The 23,697-nt window shown below is 72.6% G+C and carries 24 protein-coding genes; 2 read left to right on the top strand and 22 right to left on the bottom strand.

Features of this window, described 5'->3' with window-relative positions; all coding sequences use genetic code 11:
• Nucleotides 1-22: 22 nt before the first annotated feature.
• The 12 genes from metK to pyrR all read right to left on the bottom strand — a co-directional run bounded on the left by metK (nt 23) and on the right by pyrR (nt 12,447).
• On the bottom strand, nt 23-1,225 hold the full coding sequence (metK, locus tag ABZ193_RS27005) for a methionine adenosyltransferase (protein ID WP_027936504.1): 1,203 nt from the start codon (nt 1,223-1,225) through the stop codon (nt 23-25).
• Between the two features lie 57 nt (nt 1,226-1,282).
• A complete protein-coding gene (coaBC, locus tag ABZ193_RS27000; RefSeq protein ID WP_354711935.1) occupies nt 1,283-2,503 on the bottom strand; it encodes a bifunctional phosphopantothenoylcysteine decarboxylase/phosphopantothenate--cysteine ligase CoaBC in 1,221 nt (406 codons plus the stop codon).
• Nucleotides 2,496-2,768, bottom strand: coding sequence for a DNA-directed RNA polymerase subunit omega (gene rpoZ / locus ABZ193_RS26995; protein WP_017983069.1), 273 nt, complete (start codon nt 2,766-2,768; stop codon nt 2,496-2,498). The genes coaBC and rpoZ overlap by 8 nt, the downstream gene beginning before the upstream one ends.
• A 4-nt stretch (nt 2,769-2,772) precedes the next feature.
• On the bottom strand, nt 2,773-3,450 hold the full coding sequence (gene gmk, locus ABZ193_RS26990) for a guanylate kinase (protein ID WP_237339439.1): 678 nt from the start codon (nt 3,448-3,450) through the stop codon (nt 2,773-2,775).
• Complete coding sequence (gene mihF, locus ABZ193_RS26985) at nt 3,447-3,764, bottom strand: integration host factor, actinobacterial type (RefSeq protein ID WP_017983071.1); 318 nt, start codon at nt 3,762-3,764, stop codon at nt 3,447-3,449. Before mihF ends, gmk begins: the two co-directional genes overlap by 4 nt.
• Before the next feature lie 118 nt (nt 3,765-3,882).
• Nucleotides 3,883-4,692, bottom strand: a complete 810-nt coding sequence (pyrF, locus tag ABZ193_RS26980) for an orotidine-5'-phosphate decarboxylase (protein ID WP_027936506.1) — start codon at nt 4,690-4,692, stop codon at nt 3,883-3,885.
• 2 nt (nt 4,693-4,694) lie between these two features.
• Nucleotides 4,695-8,009 carry a carbamoyl-phosphate synthase large subunit gene (carB, locus tag ABZ193_RS26975; protein WP_020422353.1) on the bottom strand — a complete coding sequence of 1,105 codons (3,315 nt, stop codon included), beginning with the start codon at nt 8,007-8,009 and terminating at the stop codon, nt 4,695-4,697.
• A complete protein-coding gene (gene carA, locus ABZ193_RS26970; RefSeq protein WP_354711934.1) occupies nt 8,009-9,139 on the bottom strand; it encodes a glutamine-hydrolyzing carbamoyl-phosphate synthase small subunit in 1,131 nt (376 codons plus the stop codon). Before carA ends, carB begins: the two co-directional genes overlap by 1 nt.
• A complete protein-coding gene (locus ABZ193_RS26965) occupies nt 9,136-9,642 on the bottom strand; it encodes a hypothetical protein (protein ID WP_020422355.1) in 507 nt (168 codons plus the stop codon). Before ABZ193_RS26965 ends, carA begins: the two co-directional genes overlap by 4 nt.
• Nucleotides 9,642-10,931, bottom strand: coding sequence for a dihydroorotase (locus ABZ193_RS26960; RefSeq protein WP_354711933.1), 1,290 nt, complete (start codon nt 10,929-10,931; stop codon nt 9,642-9,644). The genes ABZ193_RS26965 and ABZ193_RS26960 overlap by 1 nt, the downstream gene beginning before the upstream one ends.
• Nucleotides 10,928-11,860: an aspartate carbamoyltransferase catalytic subunit gene (locus ABZ193_RS26955; protein ID WP_017983077.1), complete on the bottom strand. Its 933-nt coding sequence runs from the start codon at nt 11,858-11,860 to the stop codon at nt 10,928-10,930. The genes ABZ193_RS26960 and ABZ193_RS26955 overlap by 4 nt, the downstream gene beginning before the upstream one ends.
• Nucleotides 11,857-12,447, bottom strand: a complete 591-nt coding sequence (gene pyrR / locus ABZ193_RS26950; RefSeq protein ID WP_020422357.1) for a bifunctional pyr operon transcriptional regulator/uracil phosphoribosyltransferase PyrR — start codon at nt 12,445-12,447, stop codon at nt 11,857-11,859. Before pyrR ends, ABZ193_RS26955 begins: the two co-directional genes overlap by 4 nt.
• Nucleotides 12,448-12,681: 234 nt before the next feature.
• On the opposite strand from pyrR, the gene ABZ193_RS26945 reads away from it, so the two are divergent.
• The gene (locus ABZ193_RS26945; RefSeq protein ID WP_020422358.1) at nt 12,682-13,170 is read left to right on the top strand and encodes a transcriptional regulator; all 489 of its coding nucleotides are present in this window, start codon (nt 12,682-12,684) and stop codon (nt 13,168-13,170) included.
• Between the two features lie 213 nt (nt 13,171-13,383).
• On the opposite strand, the gene nusB is transcribed toward ABZ193_RS26945, so the two are convergent.
• From nusB to ABZ193_RS26930, 3 genes are read right to left on the bottom strand one after another with little or no spacing between them, the layout of a single operon-like run.
• Complete coding sequence (gene nusB, locus ABZ193_RS26940; protein WP_020422359.1) at nt 13,384-13,839, bottom strand: transcription antitermination factor NusB; 456 nt, start codon at nt 13,837-13,839, stop codon at nt 13,384-13,386.
• Between the two features lies 1 nt (nt 13,840).
• On the bottom strand, nt 13,841-14,398 hold the full coding sequence (gene efp, locus ABZ193_RS26935) for an elongation factor P (RefSeq protein ID WP_020422360.1): 558 nt from the start codon (nt 14,396-14,398) through the stop codon (nt 13,841-13,843).
• Nucleotides 14,399-14,434: 36 nt separating this feature from the next.
• Nucleotides 14,435-15,532, bottom strand: coding sequence for a Xaa-Pro peptidase family protein (locus ABZ193_RS26930; protein WP_020422361.1), 1,098 nt, complete (start codon nt 15,530-15,532; stop codon nt 14,435-14,437).
• 39 nt (nt 15,533-15,571) lie between these two features.
• Here ABZ193_RS26930 and ABZ193_RS26925 point away from each other — a divergent pair, with 39 nt between their 5' ends.
• On the top strand, nt 15,572-16,021 hold the full coding sequence (locus ABZ193_RS26925; protein WP_354711952.1) for a B-4DMT family transporter: 450 nt from the start codon (nt 15,572-15,574) through the stop codon (nt 16,019-16,021).
• A 136-nt stretch (nt 16,022-16,157) separates the two neighbouring features.
• Here the strand turns inward: ABZ193_RS26925 and ABZ193_RS26920 are convergent, their stop codons facing one another.
• The 7 genes from ABZ193_RS26920 to ABZ193_RS26890 all read right to left on the bottom strand — a co-directional run bounded on the left by ABZ193_RS26920 (nt 16,158) and on the right by ABZ193_RS26890 (nt 23,210).
• A complete protein-coding gene (locus ABZ193_RS26920; protein ID WP_354711951.1) occupies nt 16,158-17,651 on the bottom strand; it encodes a beta-xylosidase in 1,494 nt (497 codons plus the stop codon).
• 60 nt (nt 17,652-17,711) lie between these two features.
• Nucleotides 17,712-18,629 (bottom strand): GNAT family N-acetyltransferase, encoded by a 918-nt coding sequence (locus ABZ193_RS26915; RefSeq protein ID WP_354711931.1) that lies wholly within the window; start codon nt 18,627-18,629, stop codon nt 17,712-17,714.
• Complete coding sequence (gene aroQ, locus ABZ193_RS26910) at nt 18,626-19,057, bottom strand: type II 3-dehydroquinate dehydratase (protein WP_020422365.1); 432 nt, start codon at nt 19,055-19,057, stop codon at nt 18,626-18,628. Before aroQ ends, ABZ193_RS26915 begins: the two co-directional genes overlap by 4 nt.
• Complete coding sequence (gene aroB, locus ABZ193_RS26905) at nt 19,054-20,163, bottom strand: 3-dehydroquinate synthase (protein ID WP_354711930.1); 1,110 nt, start codon at nt 20,161-20,163, stop codon at nt 19,054-19,056. Before aroB ends, aroQ begins: the two co-directional genes overlap by 4 nt.
• Nucleotides 20,160-20,663 (bottom strand): shikimate kinase, encoded by a 504-nt coding sequence (locus ABZ193_RS26900; protein ID WP_354711950.1) that lies wholly within the window; start codon nt 20,661-20,663, stop codon nt 20,160-20,162. Before ABZ193_RS26900 ends, aroB begins: the two co-directional genes overlap by 4 nt.
• Nucleotides 20,660-21,871 (bottom strand): chorismate synthase, encoded by a 1,212-nt coding sequence (gene aroC / locus ABZ193_RS26895; RefSeq protein ID WP_269462685.1) that lies wholly within the window; start codon nt 21,869-21,871, stop codon nt 20,660-20,662. The genes ABZ193_RS26900 and aroC overlap by 4 nt, the downstream gene beginning before the upstream one ends.
• Nucleotides 21,872-22,649: 778 nt before the next feature.
• Nucleotides 22,650-23,210 (bottom strand): A24 family peptidase, encoded by a 561-nt coding sequence (locus tag ABZ193_RS26890; RefSeq protein WP_235716333.1) that lies wholly within the window; start codon nt 23,208-23,210, stop codon nt 22,650-22,652.
• Nucleotides 23,211-23,697 lie beyond the last annotated feature (487 nt).

The raw sequence follows: 23,697 nt of genomic DNA, 5'->3' as shown, positions 1-23,697 counted from the left end.
TCTACCAGACACGCCCCGGGGCTCAGGCCCCGGCGAGGGACCGCAGCGCGTCGGCGCGGTCGGTGTTCTCCCAGGGCAGCTTGACGTCGGTGCGGCCGAAGTGGCCGTACGCGGCCGTCGCGGCGTAGATGGGGTGCAGCAGGTCCAGGTCGCGGATGATCGCGGCCGGGCGCAGGTCGAACACCTCGGTGATCGCGGCCTGGATCTTGGCCGGGTCGACCGTCTCGGTGCCGAAGGTCTCCACGAACAGGCCGACCGGCGAGGCCTTGCCGATCGCGTAGGCGACCTGCACCTCGACCCGCCCGGCCAGACCGGCGGACACGACGTTCTTGGCGACCCAGCGCATCGCGTAGGCCGCGGAGCGGTCCACCTTCGACGGGTCCTTGCCGGAGAACGCGCCACCGCCGTGGCGGGCCATGCCGCCGTAGGTGTCGACGATGATCTTGCGGCCGGTCAGCCCGGCGTCACCCATCGGGCCGCCGATGACGAACCGGCCGGTCGGGTTGACCAGCAGCTTCACGTCGCTGTGGTCGAGCTCGATCTCGTTCAGCTCGGGCATCACGACCTGCTCGCGCACGTCGACGCCGAGCATGGTGTCCAGGTCGATGCCGTCGGCGTGCTGGGTGGACACCACGACGGTGTCCAGCCGCACCGGCTGGTCGCCCGCGTACTCGATGGTGACCTGGGTCTTGCCGTCCGGGCGCAGGTAGGGCAGCACACCGTCCTTGCGCACCCGGGCCAGGCGGCGGGACAGGCGGTGGGCCAGCGCGATCGGCAGCGGCATCAGCTCGGGCGTGTCGGAGCACGCGTAGCCGAACATCAGGCCCTGGTCGCCGGCGCCCTGCCGGTCGATCTCGTCGATGGCGTTCTCGACGCGCGACTCGTAGGCGGTGTCCACGCCCTGCGCGATGTCCGGGGACTGCGCGCCGATGGCGACGTTCACGCCGCACGAATTGCCGTCGAAGCCCTTGGCCGAGGAGTCGTAGCCGATGTCGAGGATCCGCTCGCGCACGATCGTCGGGATGTCGGCGTAGGCCTCGGTGGTCACCTCGCCTGCGACGTGCACCTGGCCGGTGGTGATCAGCGTCTCCACCGCGACGCGGGAGCGCGGGTCCTTGGCGAGGAGGGCGTCCAGGATCGAGTCGCTGATGGCGTCACAGATCTTGTCCGGGTGCCCCTCGGTCACCGACTCCGAAGTGAACAACCTGCGGTTAGACGCGGTCACCACGCTCACATCCCATCAACTCTTCTGTCCCTCCGGCGTCCAGACTAGGCGCGCCGGTCAGTGCCTGATGAATTCCCCGACGGCGTCCCACACCGCGGCGGCCAGTTGCGCTTTGGAGCCCAGCGGGATAGGCCGCTCGGTGCCGTCGGCTGCCAGCAGCCAGCCCGCGTTCTCCTCGACCTCGAACGCCCTGCCATCCCCGACGGCGTTCAGAACCAGCAGGTCACAGCCCTTGCGCCGCAGCTTGGCACGGCCGTGGTCGAGTACGCTACCGCGCTCGTCGCCCGTTTCCGCGGCGAAACCGACAATGACCTGTCCTGGCAATCGATTCGTTACCAGTTCCGCGAGAATGTCCGGATTGCGGGAAAGCGTGATGACGGGATCCGGCTGGTCGTCGGTTTTCTTGATTTTGTGGCCGGATCGGTTCGCGGGACGAAAATCAGCGACGGCGGCGGCCATCACGACGACGTCCGCCTCCTTGGCGGCCTCGGTGACGGCGTCGCGCATCTGCTCGGCCGTCGACACGCGGCGCAGCACGGCACCCGCGGGCTCGGGCAGCTCGACGGTGTGGCCGGCCACCAGCGTGACCTCCGCGCCCCGCTGCGCGGCCACGCGGGCCAGCGCGTAGCCCTGCTTGCCCGACGAGCGATTGCCCAGGTAGCGGACCGGGTCCAGCGGCTCCCGGGTGCCGCCCGCGGAGACGACGACGCGCAGGCCCTCCAGGTCGCGCGGCAGCGCCGACGGCTGGGCCAGCAGCAGCCGGGCCAGGTCGACGATCTCGGCCGGGTCGGCCAGCCGTCCCTTGCCGGTGTCGGCGCCAGTGAGGCGTCCCGCGGCGGGTTCGGTCACCACGGCGCCACGGGACCGCAGCAGCGCCACGTTGTCCCGGGTGGCCGGGTGCTCCCACATCTCGGTGTGCATCGCCGGGAAGAAGACGACCGGGCAGCGCGCGGTGAGCAGCGTGCCGGTGAGCAGGTCGTCGGCGCGGCCCTGGGCCGCGCGGGCCATCAGGTCCGCGGTCGCCGGGACGACCACCACCAGGTCCGCTTCCTTGCCGATGCGGACGTGCTGCACCTGGTCCACCTCGGTGAACACGCCGGTGTGCACGGGGTGGCCGGACAGCGCCTCGAAGGTGGCCGCGCCGACGAACTTCAGCGCGGCCTCCGTGGGCACCACGCGGACGTCGTGACCGGACTCGGTCAGCCCGCGCAGCACCTCACACGCCTTGTAGGCGGCGATTCCGCCGCCCACACCGAGCACGACGCGAGGTTTACTCACCCTCGGTGTGCTCGAGCAGGCCGGCGTGGATCTCGCGCAGCGCGATCGACAGCGGCTTCTCGCGCGGGCCCGGCTCCACGAGCGGGCCGACGTACTCGAGCAGCCCCTCGCCGAGCTGGGCGTAGTAGTCGTTGATCTGGCGAGCGCGCTTCGCGGCGTAGATCACCAGCGCGTACTTCGAGCTGACCTTGGCCAGGAGGTCGTCGATCGGCGGGTTGGTGATGCCTTCGAGTTCCTCGCCGTAAATGCCGAGCGATGCGGTCACGCGCCTATGCTCCTGAGTTCTCTTCGTGAAGTCGGTGGTCTCCCCGCAGCAAGTCTAACAACTGCCGCGCGGCTTCCCCGACGTCGGCGTTCACCAGCCGCACGTCGAATTCACCCGCCGCCGCGAGCTCGCGCTCCGCTTCGGCCAGCCGGGCGTTGACGGCGGCCTCCTCCTCGGTGCCGCGGCCCTTGAGCCTGCCGACCAGCTCGTCCCAGGACGGCGGCATGAGCATGACCAGCCTGGCGTCGGGCATGGCGGCGCGCACCTGGCGCGCCCCCTGCAGCTCGATCTCCAGTACAGCCGGCCTGCCCTCGGCCAGTGCCCGCTCGACCGGTTCCCGGGGCGTGCCGTAGCAGTTGCCGGTGAACTCGGCGTGTTCGAGCAGCTCGCCCGCGGCGACCATCTTGTCGAACATCGCCCGGTCGATGAAGTGGTAGTGGACCCCGTCGACCTCGTCCGGGCGGGGTGGCCGCGTGGTGACCGAGACACTGAAGTAGATGTCCGGGTCCAGCCGGCGCAGCGCGCCGACCACGCTGGACTTCCCGACCCCGGACGGGCCGGAGACGACCGTGAGCCGGCTCCGGGACCCCTGGTGCGCCTGGCCCGGAACCGGCTCACGGTGCGACGCCGGGCCGGCATGCCCGCCGGCCCCGGTGACGCGGTCGCTGCCGGTGTCGCTCACTCGCCGCTGAACTCGGCCAGCAGCGCCTTGCGCTGCCGGTCACCAAGGCCGCGCAGCCGCCGGCTCGGTGCGATCTCCAGGCGCTCCATGGTCTGCTGAGCGCGCACCTTGCCGACGCCGGGGAGGGCTTCGAGCAGGGCGGAGACCTTCATCTTGCCGAGAACCTCGTCCTCGTCGGCCTGCTTCAGCACGTCGGTGAGCGTGGTGCCGCCTCGCTTGAGGCGCTCCTTCAGCTCAGCGCGGGCACGACGAGCGGCAGCGGCCTTCTCCAGCGCCGCCTTGCGCTGTTCCTCGGTCAGCTGGGGAAGTGCCACGTTTTCCTCCGTAGTACTCAAAATTCTGGGTGGGTGACGCGACGGTACCCACCCCGCGCCACCGGCCACAATGCGGGGGGTGGTCGCTCGGTTCCTGGACAGGGACCTGATATTGGCGCTATCCGGTCAGACTCGCCTGCGTGCGGCGCACCGCGTCGCGCAGCGCGACGGGGTCCGGACCGTGCCTGAGAACGTCCCTGGACGACGCGGGCAGCACCCCCGGCAGGTCCGCACCGAAGAGGCGGCGAAGATCGTCCACGGTGGCTCCCTGGGCCCCGAAACCGGGCGCCAGGACCGGCCCGTTCAGCCCGGTCAGGTCGAGCTCGCCGGGCTCGATCGTGGCCCCCACGACGACGCCGACGTCGCCGAGGGAGGCGGCGCCGGCGTTGCACCGGGCAGCCTCGTCCACAATCGACTGCGCGACGGTCTTCCCGTTGGCCAGCAAGGCGTTCTGCAGGCCACCCGCCTCCGGGTTGGAGGTGCGGGCGAGCACGAACAGGCCCTCGCCGGCGCCCAGGGCGGGCGCCAGCGAGCCGAACCCGAGGTAGGGCGAGACGGTGATCGCGTCCGCCCGGATCGGGGCCGCGTCGCCGAGGTAGGCCGCCGTGTAGGCGGCCATCGTCGACCCGATGTCGCCCCGCTTGACGTCCAGCAGGACGAGCGCGCCGCGGTCCCGGGCGTGCTCGACCACGCGGGCCAGTACGGCCACCCCGGGCGGCCCGTAGGCCTCGAAGAAGGCCGACTGGGGCTTGACCACGGAGACCTCCTCGGCGAGGACGTCAACCGCCGTCAGGGCGAACTTCTCCAGCCCGCCCGGGTCCCGGTCCAGGCCCCACGCGTCGAGCAGGCCGGGGTGGGGGTCGATCCCCGCGCACAGGTTCCCGCGCGCGGCGACCGCCTCCACCAGCCGGGCGCCGAAGCCCGTCACGCTCACGACTTGGCCCGCAACGCCGCCTGCAGGTCCTGCAGCGACCGGACGCCGATGTCGCCCCGGATCAGGGCCTCGATGCCGTGCACGGCCGCCGCGGCGCCCTGCACCGTGGTGATGCACGGGATGTCCCGCGACACCGCCGCGGTGCGGATCTCGTAGCCGTCGATGCGCGGGCCGCTGTTGCCGTACGGGGTGTTGATCACCATGTCCACGCCGCCGGAGGCGATCACCTCGACCACGTTCGGCTCGTCCGGCGCGCTGCCCTCGGAGTACTTGCGCACGACCGTGCTGGGGACGCCGTTGCGCCGCAGCACCTCGGCGGTGCCCGAGGTCGCGAGGATCTCGAACCCGAGGTCGGCCAGCCGCTTGACCGGGAACACCAGCGCCCGCTTGTCGCGGTTGGCGACCGAGACGAACACCTTGCCCGAGGTGGGCAGCGACCCGTAGGCCCCGGCCTGGGACTTCGCGAACGCCTCGCCGAAGGAGGTGTCCACGCCCATGACCTCGCCGGTGGACTTCATCTCCGGCCCGAGCAGCGAGTCCACGCCCTTGCCCTCCGGCGTGCGGAAGCGGTGGAAGGGCAGGACCGCCTCCTTGACCGCGACCGGCGCGTCGATGGGCAGGTGCCCGCCGTCGCCCTCGGCGGGCAGGATGCCGCGGGCACGCAGGTCCTTGATCGAGGAGCCGGTCATGATCAGCGATGCCGCCTTGGCCAGCTGCACCCCGGTCGCCTTGGACACGAACGGCACGGTGCGGCTGGCGCGCGGGTTGGCCTCCAGGACGTAGAGCACGTCGTCCTTGAGCGCGTACTGCACGTTGAGCAGGCCGCGCACGCCGACGCCGCGGGCGATCGCCTCGGTGGAGGCGCGCACCGCCTCGACGTCCTGGCGGCCCAGCGTGATCGGCGGCAGCGCGCACGAGGAGTCGCCGGAGTGGATGCCGGCCTCCTCGATGTGCTCCATGACGCCGCCGAGGTACAGCTCCTCGCCGTCGAACAGGGCGTCCACGTCGATCTCGATGGCGTCGTCGAGGAACCGGTCGACCAGCACCGGGTGCTCGGGCGTGACCTCGGTGGCGCGCTGGATGTAGCCGGCCAGGGAGGCCTCGTCGTAGACGATCTCCATGCCGCGGCCGCCGAGCACGTAGGAGGGCCGCACCAGGACCGGGTAGCCGATCTCGTCGGCGATCCGCTTGGCGCCCTCGAACGAGGTCGCGGTGCCGTACTTCGGGGCGGGCAGGCCCGCGCCCATCAGCACGTCGCCGAACGCGCCGCGGTCCTCGGCCAGGTTGATCGCCTCGGGCGAGGTGCCCACGATCGGCACGCCCGCGTCGGCGAGGCGCTGCGCCAGCTTCAGCGGCGTCTGGCCGCCGAGCTGGACGATCACGCCGGCCACGGTGCCCGAGCGCTGCTCGGCGTAGACGACCTCGAGCACGTCCTCGAAGGTCAGCGGCTCGAAGTAGAGGCGGTCGGAGGTGTCGTAGTCGGTGGACACCGTCTCCGGGTTGCAGTTGACCATGACGGCCTCGAACCCGGCCTCGCGCAGCGCCAGCGCGGCGTGCACGCACGAGTAGTCGAACTCGATGCCCTGGCCGATGCGGTTCGGCCCGGAGCCCAGGATGAGCACCTTCGGCTTGTCCGGCTGCGCGGTGACCTCGGATTCGGCCGCGGGGTCGGACTCGTAGGCCGAGTAGTGGTACGGCGTCTTGGCGGCGAACTCGGCCGCGCAGGTGTCCACCGTCTTGTACACCGGCCGCACACCGAGGCGGTGGCGCAGCGCGCGCACGCCGTCCTCGCCGGCCAGCTCCGGCCGCAGGGCGGCGATCTGCTGGTCGGACAGGCCGACGCGCTTGGCCTCGCGCAGCAGCGGCGCGTCCAGCACCGGGGCGTCGCGCACCTCGGCGCCGACCTCGCCGATCAGCGCGATCTGGTCGATGAACCACGGGTCGATGCCGCTGGCCTCGTGCACCTGCTGGACGGTCGCGCCCAGGCGCAGGGCCCGCTCGACCGCGTAGAGGCGGCCGTCGTGCGGGGTGCGCAGCGCTTCCAGGGTGTTCTCCAGCGTGGCGCCCTCGGGGTCCGGGGTGGTCCAGAACCCGGACGCCTTGGTGTCGATCGAGCGCAGCGCCTTGCCCAGCGCCTCCGGGAAGCTGCGGCCCAGGGCCATCGCCTCGCCGACGCTCTTCATCGTGGTGGTCAGCATCGGGTCGGCGCCGGGGAACTTCTCGAACGCGAACCGCGGCACCTTGACCACGACGTAGTCCAGGGTCGGCTCGAACGAGGCCGGGGTCTCGCCGGTGATGTCGTTGCGGATCTCGTCCAGCGAGTAGCCGATGGCCAGCTTCGCGGCGATCTTGGCGATCGGGAAGCCGGTGGCCTTCGAGGCCAGCGCGCTGGAGCGGGACACGCGCGGGTTCATCTCGATGACGACCATGCGGCCGTCGCGCGGGTTGATCGCGAACTGGATGTTGCAGCCGCCGGTGTCGACGCCGACCTCGCGCAGCACGGCGATGCCCACGTCGCGCATGTGCTGGTACTCGCGGTCGGTCAGGGTCATCGCGGGCGCGACGGTGACCGAGTCGCCGGTGTGCACGCCCATCGCGTCGATGTTCTCGATCGAGCAGATCACCACGACGTTGTCGTGGCGGTCGCGCATCAGCTCGAGCTCGTACTCCTTCCAGCCGAGCACGCTCTCCTCGATGAGCACCTCGGTGACCGGAGACTCGGCGAGGCCGATCGAGGCCAGCCGCTCCAGCTCCTCGTCGGTGTGCGCCATGCCGGAGCCGAGGCCGCCCATGGTGAACGAGGGCCGGATGACGACCGGCAGGCCCAGCTCGGCGACGGTCTCGCGGACCTCGTCCATCGAGTGGCACACGCGGCTGCGCGGGACGTCGCCGCCGATGGCGCGGACGATGTCCTTGAACTTCTGCCGGTCCTCGCCGCGCTGGATCGCGTCGATGTCGGCGCCGATCAGCTCGACGCCGTACTTCTCCAGCACGCCGCGCTCGTGCAGGGCGACGGCGGTGTTCAGCGCGGTCTGCCCGCCCAGGGTGGCCAGCAGGGCGTCCGGGCGCTCGGCCGCGATGACCTTCTCCACGAAGTCCGGGGTGACCGGCTCGATGTAGGTCGAGTCGGCGAACTCCGGGTCGGTCATGATCGTGGCCGGGTTGGAGTTGACCAGCGAGACCCGCAGGCCCTCCTCGCGCAGCACCCGGCAGGCCTGCGTGCCCGAGTAGTCGAACTCGGCGGCCTGGCCGATGACGATCGGGCCGGATCCGATGACGAGCACGTGCTCGATGTCTGTACGTTTCGGCATCAGCGGCTCTTCTTCTCCATCAGGGTCACGAACTCGTCGAACAGCGGCGCGGCGTCGTGCGGGCCCGCGGCCGCCTCCGGGTGGTACTGCACCGAGAAGGCGGGCACGTCGGCGCAGCGCACGCCCTCGACCGTGTCGTCGTTGGGGCAGTAGTGGCTGACCTGCGCGGCGCCGAACGGCGACTCGAACCGCTGACCCGGCTCGCCCTCCAGGGCGAAGCCGTGGTTCTGCGCGGTGATCGCCACCCGGCCGGTCTCCACGTCGATCACCGGGATGTTGATGCCCCGGTGGCCGTAGCGCATCTTGTAGGTGCCCAGCCCCAGCGCGCGGCCGAGGATCTGGTTGCCGAAGCAGATGCCGAACAGCGGGATCTCGCGGCGCAGGACCTCCTCGGTCAGCGCGACCGCGTGGTCCTGGGTGGCCGGGTCGCCCGGGCCGTTGGACAGGAACACCCCGTCCGGCTCGACGGCCAGCAGGTCGTCCAGCGAGCTGGTCGAGGGCAGCACGTGCAGCTCGATGCCGCGGCGGCTCATCTGGCGCGGGGTGTTGGACTTGATGCCCAGGTCCAGCACGGCGACGCGGAAGCGGCGCTCGCCCTCGGGGGCGACCACGTACGGCTGCTTGGTGGTGACCTCGCCGGCCAGGTCGGCGCCCTTCATCGGCGGGCTGGCCAGCACCTGAGCGGTCATGGCCTCCTCGGTGTCCAGCGCGTCGCCGGAGAACACGCCGGCCCGCATCGCGCCCCGCTCGCGCAGGTGGCGGGTCAGGGTGCGGGTGTCGACGCCGCTGATGCCGACCACGCCCTGGCGCGCCAGCTCCTCGTCGAGGGTGCGGCGGGACCGCCAGTTCGACGGGGTCCGGGCCGGGTCGCGCACGACGTAGCCGGACACCCAGATGCGGGCGGACTCGTCGTCCTCGTCGTTCCAGCCGGTGTTGCCGATCTGCGGCGCGGTCTGCACCACGATCTGGCGGTGGTAGGACGGATCGGTCAGCGTCTCCTGGTAGCCGGTCATCCCGGTGCAGAACACGGCCTCGCCCAGCGTGCGGCCCTGGGCGCCGTAGGCCGATCCGCGGAACACCCGCCCGTCCTCCAGCACCAATGCGGCCGGTGTCCTGGTGCCCACGGTCACTGGGCCCCTCCCTTGATCTCTCGTTCGGACAAGCTTTCGATCCACTGTGGATAGACGTCGAGGTCGTCGCCGCGGAAGCCGGTGTCCAGCTCCTTGTCGCCGAGCCGCCAGGTGATGACGATGAGGCTGTTGGTGCCCATCACCTTCCCGGCGATCCCGCTCGCGCGCTTGACCTCCACAATGGACTCGCGCGGGATGAAGAACCCGGGCGCGCCGGCCCGGTCGACCTCCACGCCCTCGCGGTAGAGCCGCAGCACCGCGCGCCCGCGCAGGCCGACGCCGCGCGTGACGATCCGGTCCTGCCAGTCGCCGGCCGTGGTGGTGCTCACGTAGAGCCCCTTGTTCGCCGGCAGCAGCTCCTCCCCCGGCTCGGCGGGGGTCTGCGGGAACGGCGGCAGCTGCGCGCTCTGCGAGCGCGCGCGGCGCCGCCAGCTTCGTCGCATGGCCCAGAGCCCAAGCAGGAAGCAGGCGAACACCAGCAGGGTGAGCAGCAACCGTTCCATCAGCAGATCTTCCCTTCGCGGGCCGTCACGCGCCCGCGCAGCAGCGTCGCGGTCACCACGGCGGGCAACCGCATTCCCTCGTACGGGGTGTTGGCGGCGAGGCTGGCCAGCTCCGCCCCCCGCACGGTCCATTGTGCGCCCGGGTCGACCAGCGCGAGGTTGGCCGGTTCCCCGACGGCGAGCGGTCGTCCCTGGTCGGGCAGGCCGGCGATCTCCGCGGGGCGCTCGCTCATGACCTTCGCCACGCCGCGCCAGTCCAGCAGGCCGGTCTCGACCATGGTGGCGGCGACCACGGACAGCGCGGTCTGCAGGCCTAGCATGCCGGGCCGGGCGGCCGACCACTCGCAGTCCTTGTCCTGCGGCGCGTGCGGGGCGTGGTCGGTGGCGACGCAGTCGATGACGCCCTCGGCCAGGGCGGCGCGCAGCTTCTCCACGTCGGCGCCTGCGCGCAGCGGCGGGTTGACCTTGTTCACCGGGTCGTAGGTGGCCAGGCGCTCGTCGGTCAGCAGGAGGTGGTGCGGCGTGACCTCGGCGGACACCCTGGTCCCGCGCTCCTTCGCCCAGCGCAGCACGTCGGCGGTGCCGCTCGTGGAGACGTGGCAGACGTGCAGGCGGGCGCCGGCGTGCTCGGCGAGCAGGCAGTCCCGCGCGACGATCGACTCCTCGGCGGAGGCGGGCCAGCCGGCGTAGCCCAGGCGCGAGGCCTGCTCGCCCTCGTGGGCCTGCGCGCCGACGGTCAGCCGCGGCTCCTCGGCGTGCTGCGCGATCACCACGTCCAGCGCGGTGGAGTACTCCAGCGCGCGCCGCATGATCAGCGGGTCGTGCACGCAGTGGCCGTCGTCGGAGAACACCCGCACCCCGGCGGCCGACTTCGCCATCGTGCCCAGCTCGGCCAGCCGCTCCCCCTTCAGGCCGACGGTCACGGCGCCGACCGGGTGCACGTCGACCAGGCCGACCTCGCGGCCGCGGCGCCACACGTGCTCGACGATCACCGAGTTGTCGGCGACCGGGTCGGTGTTGGCCATCGCGAAGACCGCGGTGTAGCCGCCGAGCGCGGCGGCGGCCGAGCCGGTCTCGATGGTCTCGGTGTCCTCGCGGCCGGGTTCACGCAGGTGGGTGTGCAGGTCGACGAAGCCGGGCAGCAGGACCTGGTCGTTCGCCTCGATCACCTCGGCGTCGTCGGGCGCGCTCACGGATCCGATCTCGCTGATCGTGCCGCCGGTGACCAGGACGTCAACCGGGTCGCCCTCGCCGTAGAGCCGGGCGCGCTTGATCAGAACCTGGTTCACTTCGCGTCTTCCTCTCCGGCGAGCAGGTGGTACAGCACGGCCATCCGCACGTGCACCCCGTTGCGGACCTGTTCGGTGATGGCCGCGGACGGCGCGTCGGCGACCGCGGAGGCGATCTCCATGCCGCGCAGCATCGGGCCGGGGTGCAGCACGACCGCGTGTTCGGGCAGCAGCCGCAGCCGCGCCTCGTTGAGGCCGTAGGCGATCGAGTACTCGCGCGCCGACGGGAAGAACCCGCCGTGCATTCGCTCGGCCTGCACGCGCAGCATCATCACCGCGTCCAGGGCGGGCAGCTCGGCGTCCAGGTCGTGCGACACGGTGACCGGCAGCGCCCCGACCCCGGCGGGCAGCAGCGTCGGCGGGGCGACCAGGACGACCTCGGCGCCCAGCGCGGACAGCAGGTGGATGTTGGAGCGCGCGACCCGGCTGTGCAGCACGTCGCCGACGATGCCGATCCGCCGGTCCTTGATGCCGCCGAGGCGTTCCCGCAGCGTGGCGGCGTCGAGCAGCGCCTGGGTGGGGTGCTCGTGCATGCCGTCCCCGGCGTTGACGACCGACGTGCCGGTGCCCTCCAGCCAGCCGGCCAGGCGCTGCGCGGCGCCGGAGGCCGGGTGGCGGACGATGACGCAGTCGGCGCCGGCCGCGGACAGGGTCAGCGCGGTGTCCCGCAGCGACTCGCCCTTGCCGACCGAGCTGCCGCCCGCCGAGACGTTCACCACGTCGGCGCTCATCCACTTGCCCGCGATCTCGAACGAGACCCGGGTGCGGGTGGAGTTCTCGTAGAACATGGTGATGACCGTGCGGCCGCGCAGGGTCGGCAGCTTGCGGACCTCGCGGCCGAGCAGGGTGCGCTTGAGGCCGTCGGCGGTGTCCAGCACCGCGGTCGCCAGGTCGGGGTCCAGGCCTTCGGTGGCCAGCAGGTGCTTCATGCCTTCGCTTCCCCCTCGCGCAGCAGCACCGCGTCACGCCCATCCACTTCGGACAGCAGGACGGCGACGTCTTCGGCGCGTGCGGTCGGGATGTTCTTGCCCACGTAGTCGGCCCGGATCGGGAACTCGCGGTGCCCGCGGTCGACCAGGACGGCCAGCTGCACGGCCCGGGGGCGGCCGTGGTCGCGCAGGGCGTCCAGCGCCGCGCGCACGGTCCGGCCGGAGAACAGCACGTCGTCGACCAGGATCACCACGCGGTCGTCGATGCCGGTGTCGGGCAGGGTGGTGTCCGCGAGCGGCCGCGTCGGGCGGCGGCGCAGGTCGTCGCGGTAGAGGGTGATGTCCAGGGCGCCCGTGGGGACCTCGACGCCGGAGAACTCGGCGATCCGCTCGGCCAGCCGGGCCGCGAGCGAGGTGCCCCGGGTCGGGATGCCCAGGAGAACGGGAGGTGCGCCCGTGCCGCCGTCGAGGGCGGTCTTCTCGATGACCTGGTGGGCCATCCGGGCGATGGTGCGCGCGACATCACCGGCGGAGAGCAGCTCGCGCTCGCCGCCTGGTGCTGCCGCGTCACGAGGGCGTGACGCCACAGCGGACTCCTTCCCCGCCTCACCGGACGGTCCTTAAAGGACGTCGATCTCCTGCTTGCCGAGGAAATCCCCCCGATGTTAACAGGCGGCACCGTTCAGCCGTCCGGGTGGTGCCAGGGGCATCATGTTCTTGACCTGGTGACGACAATGCGTAACCATTACTCTGAGTGTTCAACTCGGCAGTCCCCCGGCGGCCCATGAGACCGACTGGGCGAGGAAACGGAGAACCACCAGATGGGCGATTACGCCAAGGCGCTCGGGGCGAAGCTCCGCGGGATCCGCCAGCAGCAGGGGCTGTCCCTGCACGGGGTCGAGCAGAAGTCCGGCGGACGCTGGAAGGCTGTCGTGGTCGGTTCCTACGAGCGCGGCGACCGGGCGGTGACCGTGCAGAAGCTGGCCGAGCTGGCCGACTTCTACGGCGTGCCGGTGGTCGAGCTGCTGCCCGAGGGCCGGGTGCCGTCCGGGGCCGAACCCGCCACCAAGATCGTCATCAACCTGGAGCGGCTGCAGCAGCTGCCTGCCGAGAAGGTCGGCCCGCTCGCCCGCTACGCCGCCACGATCCAGAGCCAGCGCGGCGACTACAACGGCAAGGTGCTCTCCATCCGCACCGAGGACCTGCGGTCGCTGGCCATCATCTACGACATGACCCCCGGCGAGCTGACCGAGCAGCTCATCGACTGGGGCGTCCTCCCGCCCGAGGCGCGACCCGCCAAGGAGGACTAGGCAACAGGCCCTCCCGCCGCCCGCGTGGCGGTGCGGGTGGCTGAACCTCGAACCAGCGCCGGCCCGGCCACCCCTGGTGGACGCGCCTCGCGCGACCCAGAACCCGCGGCGGTGCGAGCTGACTGCCCTCCCGTCGCGGGACGAAACCGCCTGACCAGCGAAAAGCCCGGCGCGATCTCCGCGCGCCGGGCCTTTCTCGTGTCTTCTGCCAGGTCAGAGCACCGCGCGGATGCGGTCGGCGATCGTGCCGATCCGGCCCAGCACGCCGTTGACGAACCGCGGCGAGTCGTCCGTGGACAGCTCCCTGGCCAGGCCCACCGCCTCGTCGATCGCCACCGGGTCGGGCACGTCGGCCGCCCACAGCAGCTCGTAGACGCCCACCCGCAGCACGGCCAGGTCGACCGGCGGCATCCGCTCCAGGCTCCAGCCGTGCGCGTGCTCGGCGAGCAGCTCGTCGATGCGCTCCCGGTTCGCGGTGACGCCCTCGACGAGCGAGATCGTGTAGTCGCCGATCGGGTCGGCGTCAGTGGAGCCCACCCGGTCCGCCAGCAGCGTCACCGGATCGAGTGAACGCTGGGCGGCTTCGTACAGGATCTCGACGGCGCGCCTGCGGAGTGCGCGGCGGCCGGTCTGGCCACCGCGCCGGGGCGCCGATGCGGAGTCGGACAACCTAGGCCCTGCCCAGGTAACGGCCGTCGCGGGTGTCGACCTTCACCTTCTCGCCGGTGCTGAGGAACAGCGGCACCTGGATCTCGGCGCCGGTCTCCAGCGTGGCCGGCTTGGTGCCGCCGGTGGAGCGGTCGCCCTGCAGGCCGGGGTCGGTGTGCTGGATGACCAGCTCGACCGAGGTGGGCAGCTCGACGTAGAGCGCGACGCCCTCGTGCATCGCGACCTGGACCTCGGTGTTCTCCAGCAGGTAGTTCGCGCCGTCGCCGACGGTCTCCCGCGGCACGGTGATCTGGTCGAACGTCTCGCCGTCCATGAAGACGAAGTCCGACCCGTCGTTGTACAGGTAGGTCATGTTGCGCCGGTCGACGGTCGCGGTGTCGACCTTGGTGCCCGCGTTGAAGGTCTTGTCCACCACCTTGCCGGACAGGACGTGCTTGAGCGTGGTGCGCACGAAGGCGCCGCCCTTGCCCGGTTTGACGTGCTGGAAGTTCACGACGGACCACAGCTGTCCGTCGAGGTTCAGCACCAGGCCGTTCTTCAGGTCGTTGGTGGTGGCCACGGGTTGTCCAGTTCTCCTGTTTCCGATCGGGCCGCGCTACACGACCACGAGTTCCTTGCTGCTCAGGGTGAGGAGTTCGGGATCGGCGTCCCGCACGACCAGCGTGTCCTCGATGCGCACGCCACCGCGGCCGGCGAGGTAGACGCCTGGCTCCACGGTGACCGTCATGCCGACGGACAGTGTACCGGCGACGTTCATCGCGAGCCTCGGTGCCTCGTGCACCTCCAGGCCGACGCCGTGGCCGAGCCCGTGCGAGAACTCCTCGCCGTGCCCGCCCTGCTCGATGATGCGGCGGGCGGCCAGGTCGACGTCGGCGACCTCCTGCCCGGCCAGCGACGCCTCCAGCCCGGCCTGCTGGGCCCGGCGGACCAGCTCGTAGAGGTCGGCCTGCCAGTCCGCGGGGCGGCCGAGCACGACGGTGCGCGTCATGTCCGAGTGGTACCCGTCCACGGTCGCGCCGAAATCCAGTTTGACGAAGTCGCCCGCGTGCAGGGGGCGGCTGGTGGGCCGGTGGTGCGGGATCGCCGAGTTCGGCCCGGCGGCGACGATCGACTCGAACGACGGCCCGGACGAGCCGTGGTCGAGCATGCGGTTCTCCAGGTCGCGGGCGACCTCCAGCTCGGTGCGGCCGGGCCGGATGCCGCCGTGCTCCAGCAGGCTCGCCAGCGCCCGGTCGGCGGCCGCGCACGCCATGCGCAGCGCCTCGATCTCGGTTTCGTCCTTGATCAGCCGCAGCTGCTCGACCAGGCCGGGGGCGCGGGTCAGCTCGATGCCGTCCGCGACGCGGGTGAACTCGTCGTGGGCCTCGACGCTGACGTGCTGGCTTTCGAAGCCGGTGCGCCGGTGGGCGGCCGCGTCCCCGGCGGCGCGGGCGAGCAGGGCGGCGGCGCTCTCCCGCTCGATGACCCGCTCCAGGTCGGGCACCTCGGCCGCGGCCTGGGTGGTGTAGCGGCCGTCGGTGCAGAACAGCGTGCGGCTCTCGCCGTCGCCGTGGACCAGCAGCGCGGCGTTGGAGCCGGTGAAGCCGGTCAGGTAGCGGACGTTGAGCAGGTCGGTGACGAGCAACGCGTCGACGCCGGACTCGTTGAGCACCGTGCGCAGGGCGTCGCGCCGCGAGGCGTGGAGGTCGGGCACAGTGGCAGCTTAGTGCGGTGCGACGATGGGTGGATGGGTATGCGGTCCTGGCTGGTACGGGGTCTCGGCATGGCGGTGCTGCACGCGATCGCCGAAGTCGCGCTCGCCAAGGCGACGGTGTACGACCCGACGGGCCTGACCACGGCCCGGATCGCCGTGATCGCGCTGCTGGTGGGCGCCGCGGTGCTGTGGAGCGCGCTGGACGCGTGGCTGCGCCGGGAGGACGCCGGGCGCACGTGGTTAATCGCGTCGCTGGTGGCCGGCCCGGTGTCCGGGGTGCTGTACGTGATCGGCCGCGCGATCTTCGTCGACCGGACCGGCGCGGAGGAACTGTGGCCCGCGATCTCCGGCGGGGCCGCGTTCACGGCGCTGCTGGTCCTGGTACCGGCCGGGCTGGGCCTGTTCGTCGGCGGACGGCTCAAGCGACCCGCGGACGAGCCGCCCAAGCGCCCGCGTCCCAGCCCGCGCCCGCGGACCGCCGGGGACTGAGTCAGCCGAGCGCCGGGCCGGCCGGGTAGCCGCGCCACTGCGCTGGGGTCACGTCCCTCGGTCCACGAGCCGTCGGCCCCCGGCAGGGCCGCGTTCACGCGCTGCTGGTCCTGGCGCGCGGCAGGCCGCCGGGGAGCTAGCCCAGCGCGGGTCCGGCCGGGTAGCCACGCCACTGCGCCGGGGTCACGTCTTCCGTCGACGAGCCGTTGGCGATCACCGCTTCCGCCCGGCGCACCGGGTAGAGGCGGCCGTCGTCGAGCAGGAAGCCCACCCCCAGCCCGGTGGCCTGCAGCGCGCGCGTGCCGGACTCCAGCCGCGCCGCGACCGGGAACTGGTTCAGCACGTCCAGCCGTGTGTCGAGCACGTGCCCGGCCAGTTCCTGCGCCACCGAGCGGCGGTCGATCCGCACGACCTGGCCCGACACGACCAGGTCCATGGTCCGCACCGGCGACGGCATGGCGAAGCCGTCCAGCACCGTCAGCGCGCGCTGCGGGTCGGCGCAGGCGTTGACGCCGACGATGTCCAGCCCGAAGCGCCGCAGGTCGGTGGGCGCGCCCGCCTCGCCGGTCACGGTCGCGCGCACGACGTCCAGCGGCACCCGCCCGCACGGGTCCTTCGCCGACACCGGCGCGTGCCCGTCCGGCCGCCGCACCAGGCCGGGCCCCTCCCGCCACACGCCGGGGATCAGCAGCGGCTGGAACGGGGCGCGCAGGAAGTCGCGGTCCCAGAACGTGATGGTGGTGCCGTCGGCGGTTTCGTGCGCGATCGCCCACGCGTTCAGCGCGTCGATCCACATCAGGTCCGCGCTGAACGCGTCGACCAGCGACTTGGTGCGCGGCGCGTTGGTGCCGGCGACCGCGGCGAACCCGGCCTCCCCCAGCGCCTCCACGCCGCTGCCGAACGCCGGGTCCTTCGACCGCAGCACGAACTGGCCCGCGCCGTTCCAGCCGGCGGCGAGGCCGGTGGTGTCGGTGAACATCAGGTAGAACCAGCCGTCGAGGTACACCGCAGCAGGCTGGCCCGCGCCGTAGAGGTTCTCGCGGTGGGTGTCGTGGGCGGGGTCCACGATGGGTCTGCCGCCGTTCGCGCGCTGCCAGGTGATCCCGTCGGTGCTGGTCGCGAGGCCGATGGAGTTGCCGAGCGCGTGGTCGCCCGCGGCGCCGGTGTAGTACTGGTAGTAGGTCCCGTCGACGCGGATCACCGACGGGTCGCAGGCGTGCACGCCATCGAACTGGCCGGGGTTGCCGGACAGCACGGCGGGTGGCACGGATCCGCCGGGGCCGGTGAACGGGCCGTCCAGCGAGGCGGATTCGGCGTAGAGGATGTCGTCGCCGGGCGGCGGCGAGCCCGGATACTGGCTGCACCACCACATCCGGTTGGTGGCGCCGTCGGCCATCAGCGTGGGGCCGTAGTTGTAGGGCGCGCCGGGGCCGCCGGCCGCGACGACGCCGGGGCTTTCGCGCGGCGAGTCGGTCTTGAGCTGGACCGCGGCGGGTGTGGCGGTGGTGGTCTCCGGTTGGGCGCCGCCGATGACGCCCTTCCCGGCGCCCTCGGCCTGCGGCGGCACGCTGCCGGTGCACCCGGCCAGCGCGGGGACGGCCAGCACCGCGGCCAGCACCGCGCCGAGCACCCTGCGTCTGCCCACCCGTCGTCCTTCCCTTTCCGCCAGCAAGCTCAGTGTAGAGACTGATTAACCCGGTCGAGTGACACGCGGGGAGTCGGCGACGAGCTCGATTTCGAAGCCGTCGGCGTTCTCCAGATACGCGGCGTGATGATCAGGGCCGCCGGCATGCGGGTAGCGGTCGGCGAACAGCGGGCGCCAGCCGTGCGCGAGAGCGGCTTCCGCGAGCTGGTCGACGCGCTCGGGCGGGCCGGCGTGCAGCGCCAGGTGGTTGAGGCCCGGCGCGCGGCGGTCGTGCGTGGCGGCGGTCAGCGCCGGGGACTGCTCGACCACGAGGTATCCCGCGCCGAGTTTCCAGCTGACGCCGTCGCGCCAGCGCTGGTGTTCCTGCCAGCCGAGTTCGGTGAGCAGCCAGCCGAGGCTCTCCTCGGCGCGCGCGAGGTCGGGCACCCACAGCTCGACGTGGTGCCACTGCCCTGCGGTGGCGGGCAGCGCGACGAACACGCGGTGCGGCCCGCCGTAGTGTTCGCCGCCGCCGACGTCGGCGAAACCCAGGCGCCGCACCAGGTTTTGACTGGCCACATTGGACTCGTGCACGAGCGCCCACACGGCGGGCAGCCCGAGCGCGGCGAAGGCGTGGCGAAGCAGCGCGGCTGCCGCCTCGGTCGCCAGGCCGTGGCCGCCGTGGGCGGGGTCGAGGAAGTACCCGATCTCCACGAGGTCGCCGGACAGCTCGGCCGATGGCCGCAGGTGCGCCAGCCCGATGACGTCGCCGTCGCGCTCGATGACCCAGTGACCGGTGCCGTCCGGCCCGGTGTAGGCGAGGCGTCGCTCGACCGAGGCCCGGCACTGGTCCGGGTCGCTGAGGTCGGCGGCGAGGAACCGGCTCGTGTCCGGGTCGGCGAAGACCCGGACGATCGATTCGGTGTCGGCGGGTTCGAGGCCTCGCAGGCGCAGCCGGGCGGTTCTGAGGTCGGGGACGGTCATCCGGCGTTGGCGGCGAGCCAGCGCAGGGCGAGCGGGTAGCCGTCGACACCGAGCCCGGCGATGACAGCCGTGGCGATGTCGGAGAGCACGCTGTGGTGGCGGAACGCCTCACGCTTGTGCACGTTGGAGATGTGCAGCTCGATCAGCGGCGCGGCGAGCTGCGCGGCGGCGTCCCGCACAGCGATCGAGTAGTGCGTCCAGGCGCCCGCGTTGAGCACCACCGGGTTCCCGCCGTCGGCGGCTTCGTGCAGCCAGCCGACCATCTCGCCCTCGTGGTCGGTCTGCCGGACCTCGACGTCGATGCCCAGCTCGCTGCCGGTCTTGACGCACAGCTCCGCAAGGTCGGCGTGGGTGGTGGAGCCGTAGACGGCGGGCTCCCGCTTCCCGAGGCGGCCGAGGTTGGGACCGTTGAGCACGAAGACCTTCACAGCAGCACGCTCCCACTGTCGGACTGCCGCGGTCCGGCGACCGCCGAGTACGCCGCGGCCAGCAGGGCCGGGTCGGGACCTTCGAGGCGACCCGGTTTGGCCAGGCCGTCGAGGACGACGAAGCGGAGCACGCCGGAGCGGGTCTTCTTGTCCTTGCGCATGGAGTCGATCAACTGCGGCAAGGCGTCCGGGTCGTACTTGGTCGGCAGGCCGAGGCGCTCCAGGATGGCGGCGTGCCGCTCCGCGGTGGCGTCGTCGAGGCGGCCCGCCAGGCGGGCCAGCTCCGCGGCGAACACCAGGCCGACGCTGACCGCCGCGCCGTGGCGCCAGCGGTAGCGTTCGCGGCGCTCGATGGCGTGGCCGAGGGTGTGGCCGTAGTTGAGGATCTCGCGCAGGTCGGACTCGCGCAGGTCGGCGGCCACGACGTCGGCCTTGACCTGGATCGAGCGGCGCACCAGCTCGCCGAGGACGTCACCGGCAGGGTCGGTCGCCGCCGCGGGGTCGGCTTCGATGAGCTCGAGGATGCGCGGGTCGGCGATGAAACCGGCCTTCACGACCTCGGCCATGCCGGCGATCAGTTCGTTGCGCGGCAGGGTTTCCAGGGTGGCGAGGTCGACAAGGACGGCGCTGGGCTCGTGGAAGACGCCGACCAGGTTCTTGCCCGCGTCGGTGTTGATGCCGGTCTTGCCGCCGACGGCGGCGTCGACCATGCCGAGGAGCGTGCTGGGCACGTTGACCAGCCGGACGCCACGCATCCAGGTGCCCGCGACGAAGCCGGCGAGGTCGGTGACCGCTCCCCCGCCGAGGCCGATGACGACGCCCTGGCGGTCGAGGCCGATGCGGCCGAGGACCTCCCAGCAGAACCCGGCGACGGACAGCGCCTTGCCGTCCTCGGCGTCGGGGATCTCGACGCGGTGGGCGTCCAGCCCGGCGGCGTTGAGTTCGTCGCGCACGGCTTCGGCGGTGGTGGTGAGCGTGGGCTGGTGGATGATCGCCACGCTGGAGGCGCCCTTGACGGCCTCGGTGAGCTCGCCGAGCAGGCCGCGGCCGACGACGACCGGGTACGGCCGGGCGGTGCGGACCTCGATCCGGACCGGGTCGGTCACTGCGTTTCCTCCAGGGCTAGTTCGCGGGCGATGGCGTCGACGATCTCGGCCGGGGTGCGGTCGTCGGTGGACACCTCGATGGTGGCGACCGCGCGGTACACCGGCAGCCGCGCTTCGAGCAGCGACCGGTAGGTGGCGCGCGGGTTGACCCCGGCGAGCAGCGGGCGGGCGGTGGACAGGCCGACCCGCTGCACGCCCGCGGCGAAGCCGACGTTGAGGAAGACCACCGGGTGGCCGACCAGGCGTTTCTGGGTGCCCTCGGCGAGGACCGCGCCGCCGCCGACGGAGAGCACGCCGTCGTGCTCGGCGAGGGCCTCGGCGATCACTTCCTCTTCGAGCGCGCGGAAGGCCGGCTCGCCGTCGTCGGCGAAGATCTCCGCGATGGGACGGCCGTCGCGGGCGACGATGTCGTCGTCGCTGTCGCGGAACGGCACGCCGAGGCGCTGCGCGAGCAGCGGCCCGACGGTGCTCTTGCCGGACCCGGGCGGGCCCGCGATCACGATGCAGGGAGGTTGGCCCACCGTTCCTCCAGTGCCGCGAGGTAGGACTCGGCGTTGCGCTTGGTCTCGGCCAGCGAGTCGCCGCCGAACTTCTCCAGTGCCGCGTCGGCGAGCACGAGCGCCACGACGGACTCCAGGACGACCCCGGCGCGCGGTACCGCGCACACGTCGGAGCGCTGGTGGATCGCGACGGCGGGCTCCCCGGTGACGACGTCCACAGTGGACAGCGCGCGCGGGACGGTGGAGATCGGCTTCATCGCGACGCGCACGCGGACCGGCTCGCCGTTGGTGATGCCGCCCTCGAGGCCGCCGGCGCGATTGGACCGGCGGGTGACGCCGACCGGGCCGGTGCCGCGGTCGATCTCGTCGTGGGCCTTGCTGCCCCAGCGGCGGGCGGTGGTGAAGCCGTCGCCGACCTCGACGCCCTTCATGGCCTGGACGCCCATGAGCGCGCCGGCGAGACGCGCGTCGAGGCGGCGGTCCCAGTGGACGTGGGAGCCGAGCCCCGGCGGCAGCCCGTAGGCGATGACCTCGATGACGCCGCCGACCGTGTCACCGGCCTGGCGGACCGCGTCGACCTCGGCGATCATCGCGTCGGTGGCTTCCTGGCCGAACGCGCGGACCGGGGACTCGTCGACCGCCGCGAGGTCCTCGGGCCCGGGCAGCGGGCCTTCGGGGGCGACGGCCCCGCCGATGGAGACGACGTGGCTCACGATCTCCGCGCCGAGGAGCTGGCGGAGGAAGTTCCGGGCGACGGTGCCCAGTGCCGTGCGGGAGGCCGTCTCGCGGGCGCTGGCGCGTTCCAGCACGGGGCGGGCCTCGTCGAAGCCGTACTTCTGCATGCCCGGCAGGTCGGCGTGGCCCGGGCGGGGGCGGGTGAGCGGCTCGTTGCGGGCGAGGCCCTCGAGCTCGGCCGGGTCCACGGGGTCGGCCGACATGACCTTCTCCCACTTGGGCCACTCGGCGTTCTCGATGTGCACCGCGACCGGTCCGCCCTGGGTGACGCCGTGCCGGACGCCGCCGAGGAACTCGATGTGGTCGGTCTCGAAGCCCATGCGGGGGCTGCGGCCGAACCCGAGCCGCCGGCGGGCGAGCTGCTCGCTCACGTCGGCGGTGGTGACCTCGACCCCGGCCACCATCCCTTCGAGCACGGCCGCGAGAGCCGGACCGTGCGATTCACCAGCGGTTATCCAGCGCAGTACCACCAGACGATCCTGTCATGCGGGTTGTCGCCCGGTTCAGGCGGCTCCGACGGGCGGGGGCTGACCCGCGCGGGGTGGTCGCGAGGGCGGGGTTGACGTGGTCCGTGCCCTGGTCGCGCCGGTGCGTCCGGGTGGCGGGCCGGTGTGCCCGAGGTGCGCGCGTGGTGGGCCGGTGGCGCGCCGGTGTGCCCGGGCTGGGCCCGGGTTTGGCGGGCCGGTGTGCCCGGGTTGGCGGGCCGGTGTGCCCGGGCTGGCGGGCCGGTGTGCCCGGGCTGGCGGGCCGGTGTGCCCGGGGTCGGGGGCCGACGCGCCCGGGGTAGCGGGCCGGCGCGCCCGGGGTAGCGGGCCGGTGTGGCCGACGTGGCGGGGGTCGGTGGCTGCAGGCCATTGCGCTCGCCCGGCTCCGGCGGGCGGGGGCTGGCCCGCGCGCGGTGGTCGCGACGGCGGGGTTGACGTGGTCCGCCCGCTAGTTGCGGCGAATCCGGAGTGGGCGCGGCGTGTGTCCGGCATGGCGCGCCGGCCGGCGGCTGTCTGCCGCTGCGTTCGCCCGGCTCCGGCGGGCGGGGGTGCCTGCGCGCGGCGCACGCAGCGGTGAGGCTGCTGTGGCTCCACCCGCTCGTGGCGCCGCCGTGCCCGAGCTGGCGCGCTGGTGGCGGCTGCCTGCCGTTGCGTTCGCCCGGCTCCGCCCCGGCGGTTGCCCGCGAGCGGCAGGCACGCCTGACTCCCGCACCCTGTCCGGGGAGCACGACATGCCCGCAGCAGGCGGCACCGGCCTCGCCCGTGCTCATCCAGGGCGGATCAGGACCAGCGCGGTGGCCGCAGCGAGTAGGCCGGGTCCGTGCGGCACCCCGTTCCGCCAGCGGCGGGTGGCGGCCAGGACGGCTGTGACAAACGCGGCCAGCACGGTTGCCACCGGCAATGCGGACCAGCCGATGGAGCCGAGCGCCGCGCCGAGGGCGCCTGCCAGCTTGACGTCACCGGCGCCCATGGCATGGGGCGCCACGAGGTGGATCACCAGGTGCGCGCCGCCGAAGACGGCGGCCGCTCCGAGCGCCTTCGCCGGATCCGGCGCCACCGCGACGAGGAGCGGGTACGCGGGCAGCGTGAGCACGTCCGGCAGCCGCCGGTGGCGCAGGTCCGCCGCGATCAACGGCACGGCGAGCGCGGCCAGCACGAAGGCCGTCCAGGCAGGCGCCAGGACGGCGAGTCCCGCCCAGGCCGCGCCGGTGCCGAGCGCCACCACGGCGGCCGGCACCGGAGCTTCGGCTCTCCGGAGCAGGCTCACCGTCCCGGCACCCACTGTCGTTCCGGCGGCGCCGACCGCCGCCACGATTCCCCAGTTCACGAACCCAGACTGCGCCGCGGGCGGCGGAATGCCAAATCATGCGGCGCACGAAATTCCCACTCGCACGGCACCCGTCGCGCGAGTGGTCATTTCGTGACGCGCGAACAGTCCAGTCGCGGGCGCACGAGAATCCCACTCGCCTAGCCGGAGCGCGCGGGTTCGCACGAGTGGTCCTCTCGTGCGGCAATCAGGCCGCGCGAGAGGTCAAGTCGTCGTCGCGCGAGGTTCCCACTCGCGCAGGGCGACGTGTAGCGGCGGAAGTGGTTTTGGGGCGATGGCGGGAACTTGGAACGCGAAGGCAGGAGTTGGGGGGCGACAGAAGGTTCAACGCATGGCAGGCACCTGTGGCTGGGCGGGAAGCCGAAGCGCGGCAGACACCTGAGGCAGGGCAGGAAGCCGAAGCGCGGCAGACACCTGAGGCAGGGCAGGAAGCCGAAGCGCGGCAGACACCTGAGGCAGGGCAGGAAGCCGAAGCGCGGCAGACACC

It is taken from the genome of Amycolatopsis sp. NPDC006125, assembly GCF_040614195.1.
Classification (GTDB): Bacteria; Actinomycetota; Actinomycetes; order Mycobacteriales; family Pseudonocardiaceae; genus Amycolatopsis_E; species Amycolatopsis_E tucumanensis.
The sequence above is the reverse complement of the archived record's forward strand: the minus strand, read 5'-3'. Positions and strand labels throughout refer to the sequence as shown.

Bases quoted from the DNA above. Each gene is read 5' to 3' on its own strand.
- carB (WP_020422353.1), bottom strand. From the start codon at position 8,009: ATGCCGAAACGTACAGACATCGAGCACGTGCTCGTCATCGGATCCGGC.
- ABZ193_RS26965 (WP_020422355.1), bottom strand. From the start codon at position 9,642: ATGGAACGGTTGCTGCTCACCCTGCTGGTGTTCGCCTGCTTCCTGCTT.
- ABZ193_RS26955 (WP_017983077.1), bottom strand. From the start codon at position 11,860: ATGAAGCACCTGCTGGCCACCGAAGGCCTGGACCCCGACCTGGCGACC.
- ABZ193_RS26945 (WP_020422358.1), top strand. From the start codon at position 12,682: ATGGGCGATTACGCCAAGGCGCTCGGGGCGAAGCTCCGCGGGATCCGC.
- ABZ193_RS26925 (WP_354711952.1), top strand. From the start codon at position 15,572: ATGCGGTCCTGGCTGGTACGGGGTCTCGGCATGGCGGTGCTGCACGCG.
- ABZ193_RS26915 (WP_354711931.1), bottom strand. From the start codon at position 18,629: ATGACCGTCCCCGACCTCAGAACCGCCCGGCTGCGCCTGCGAGGCCTC.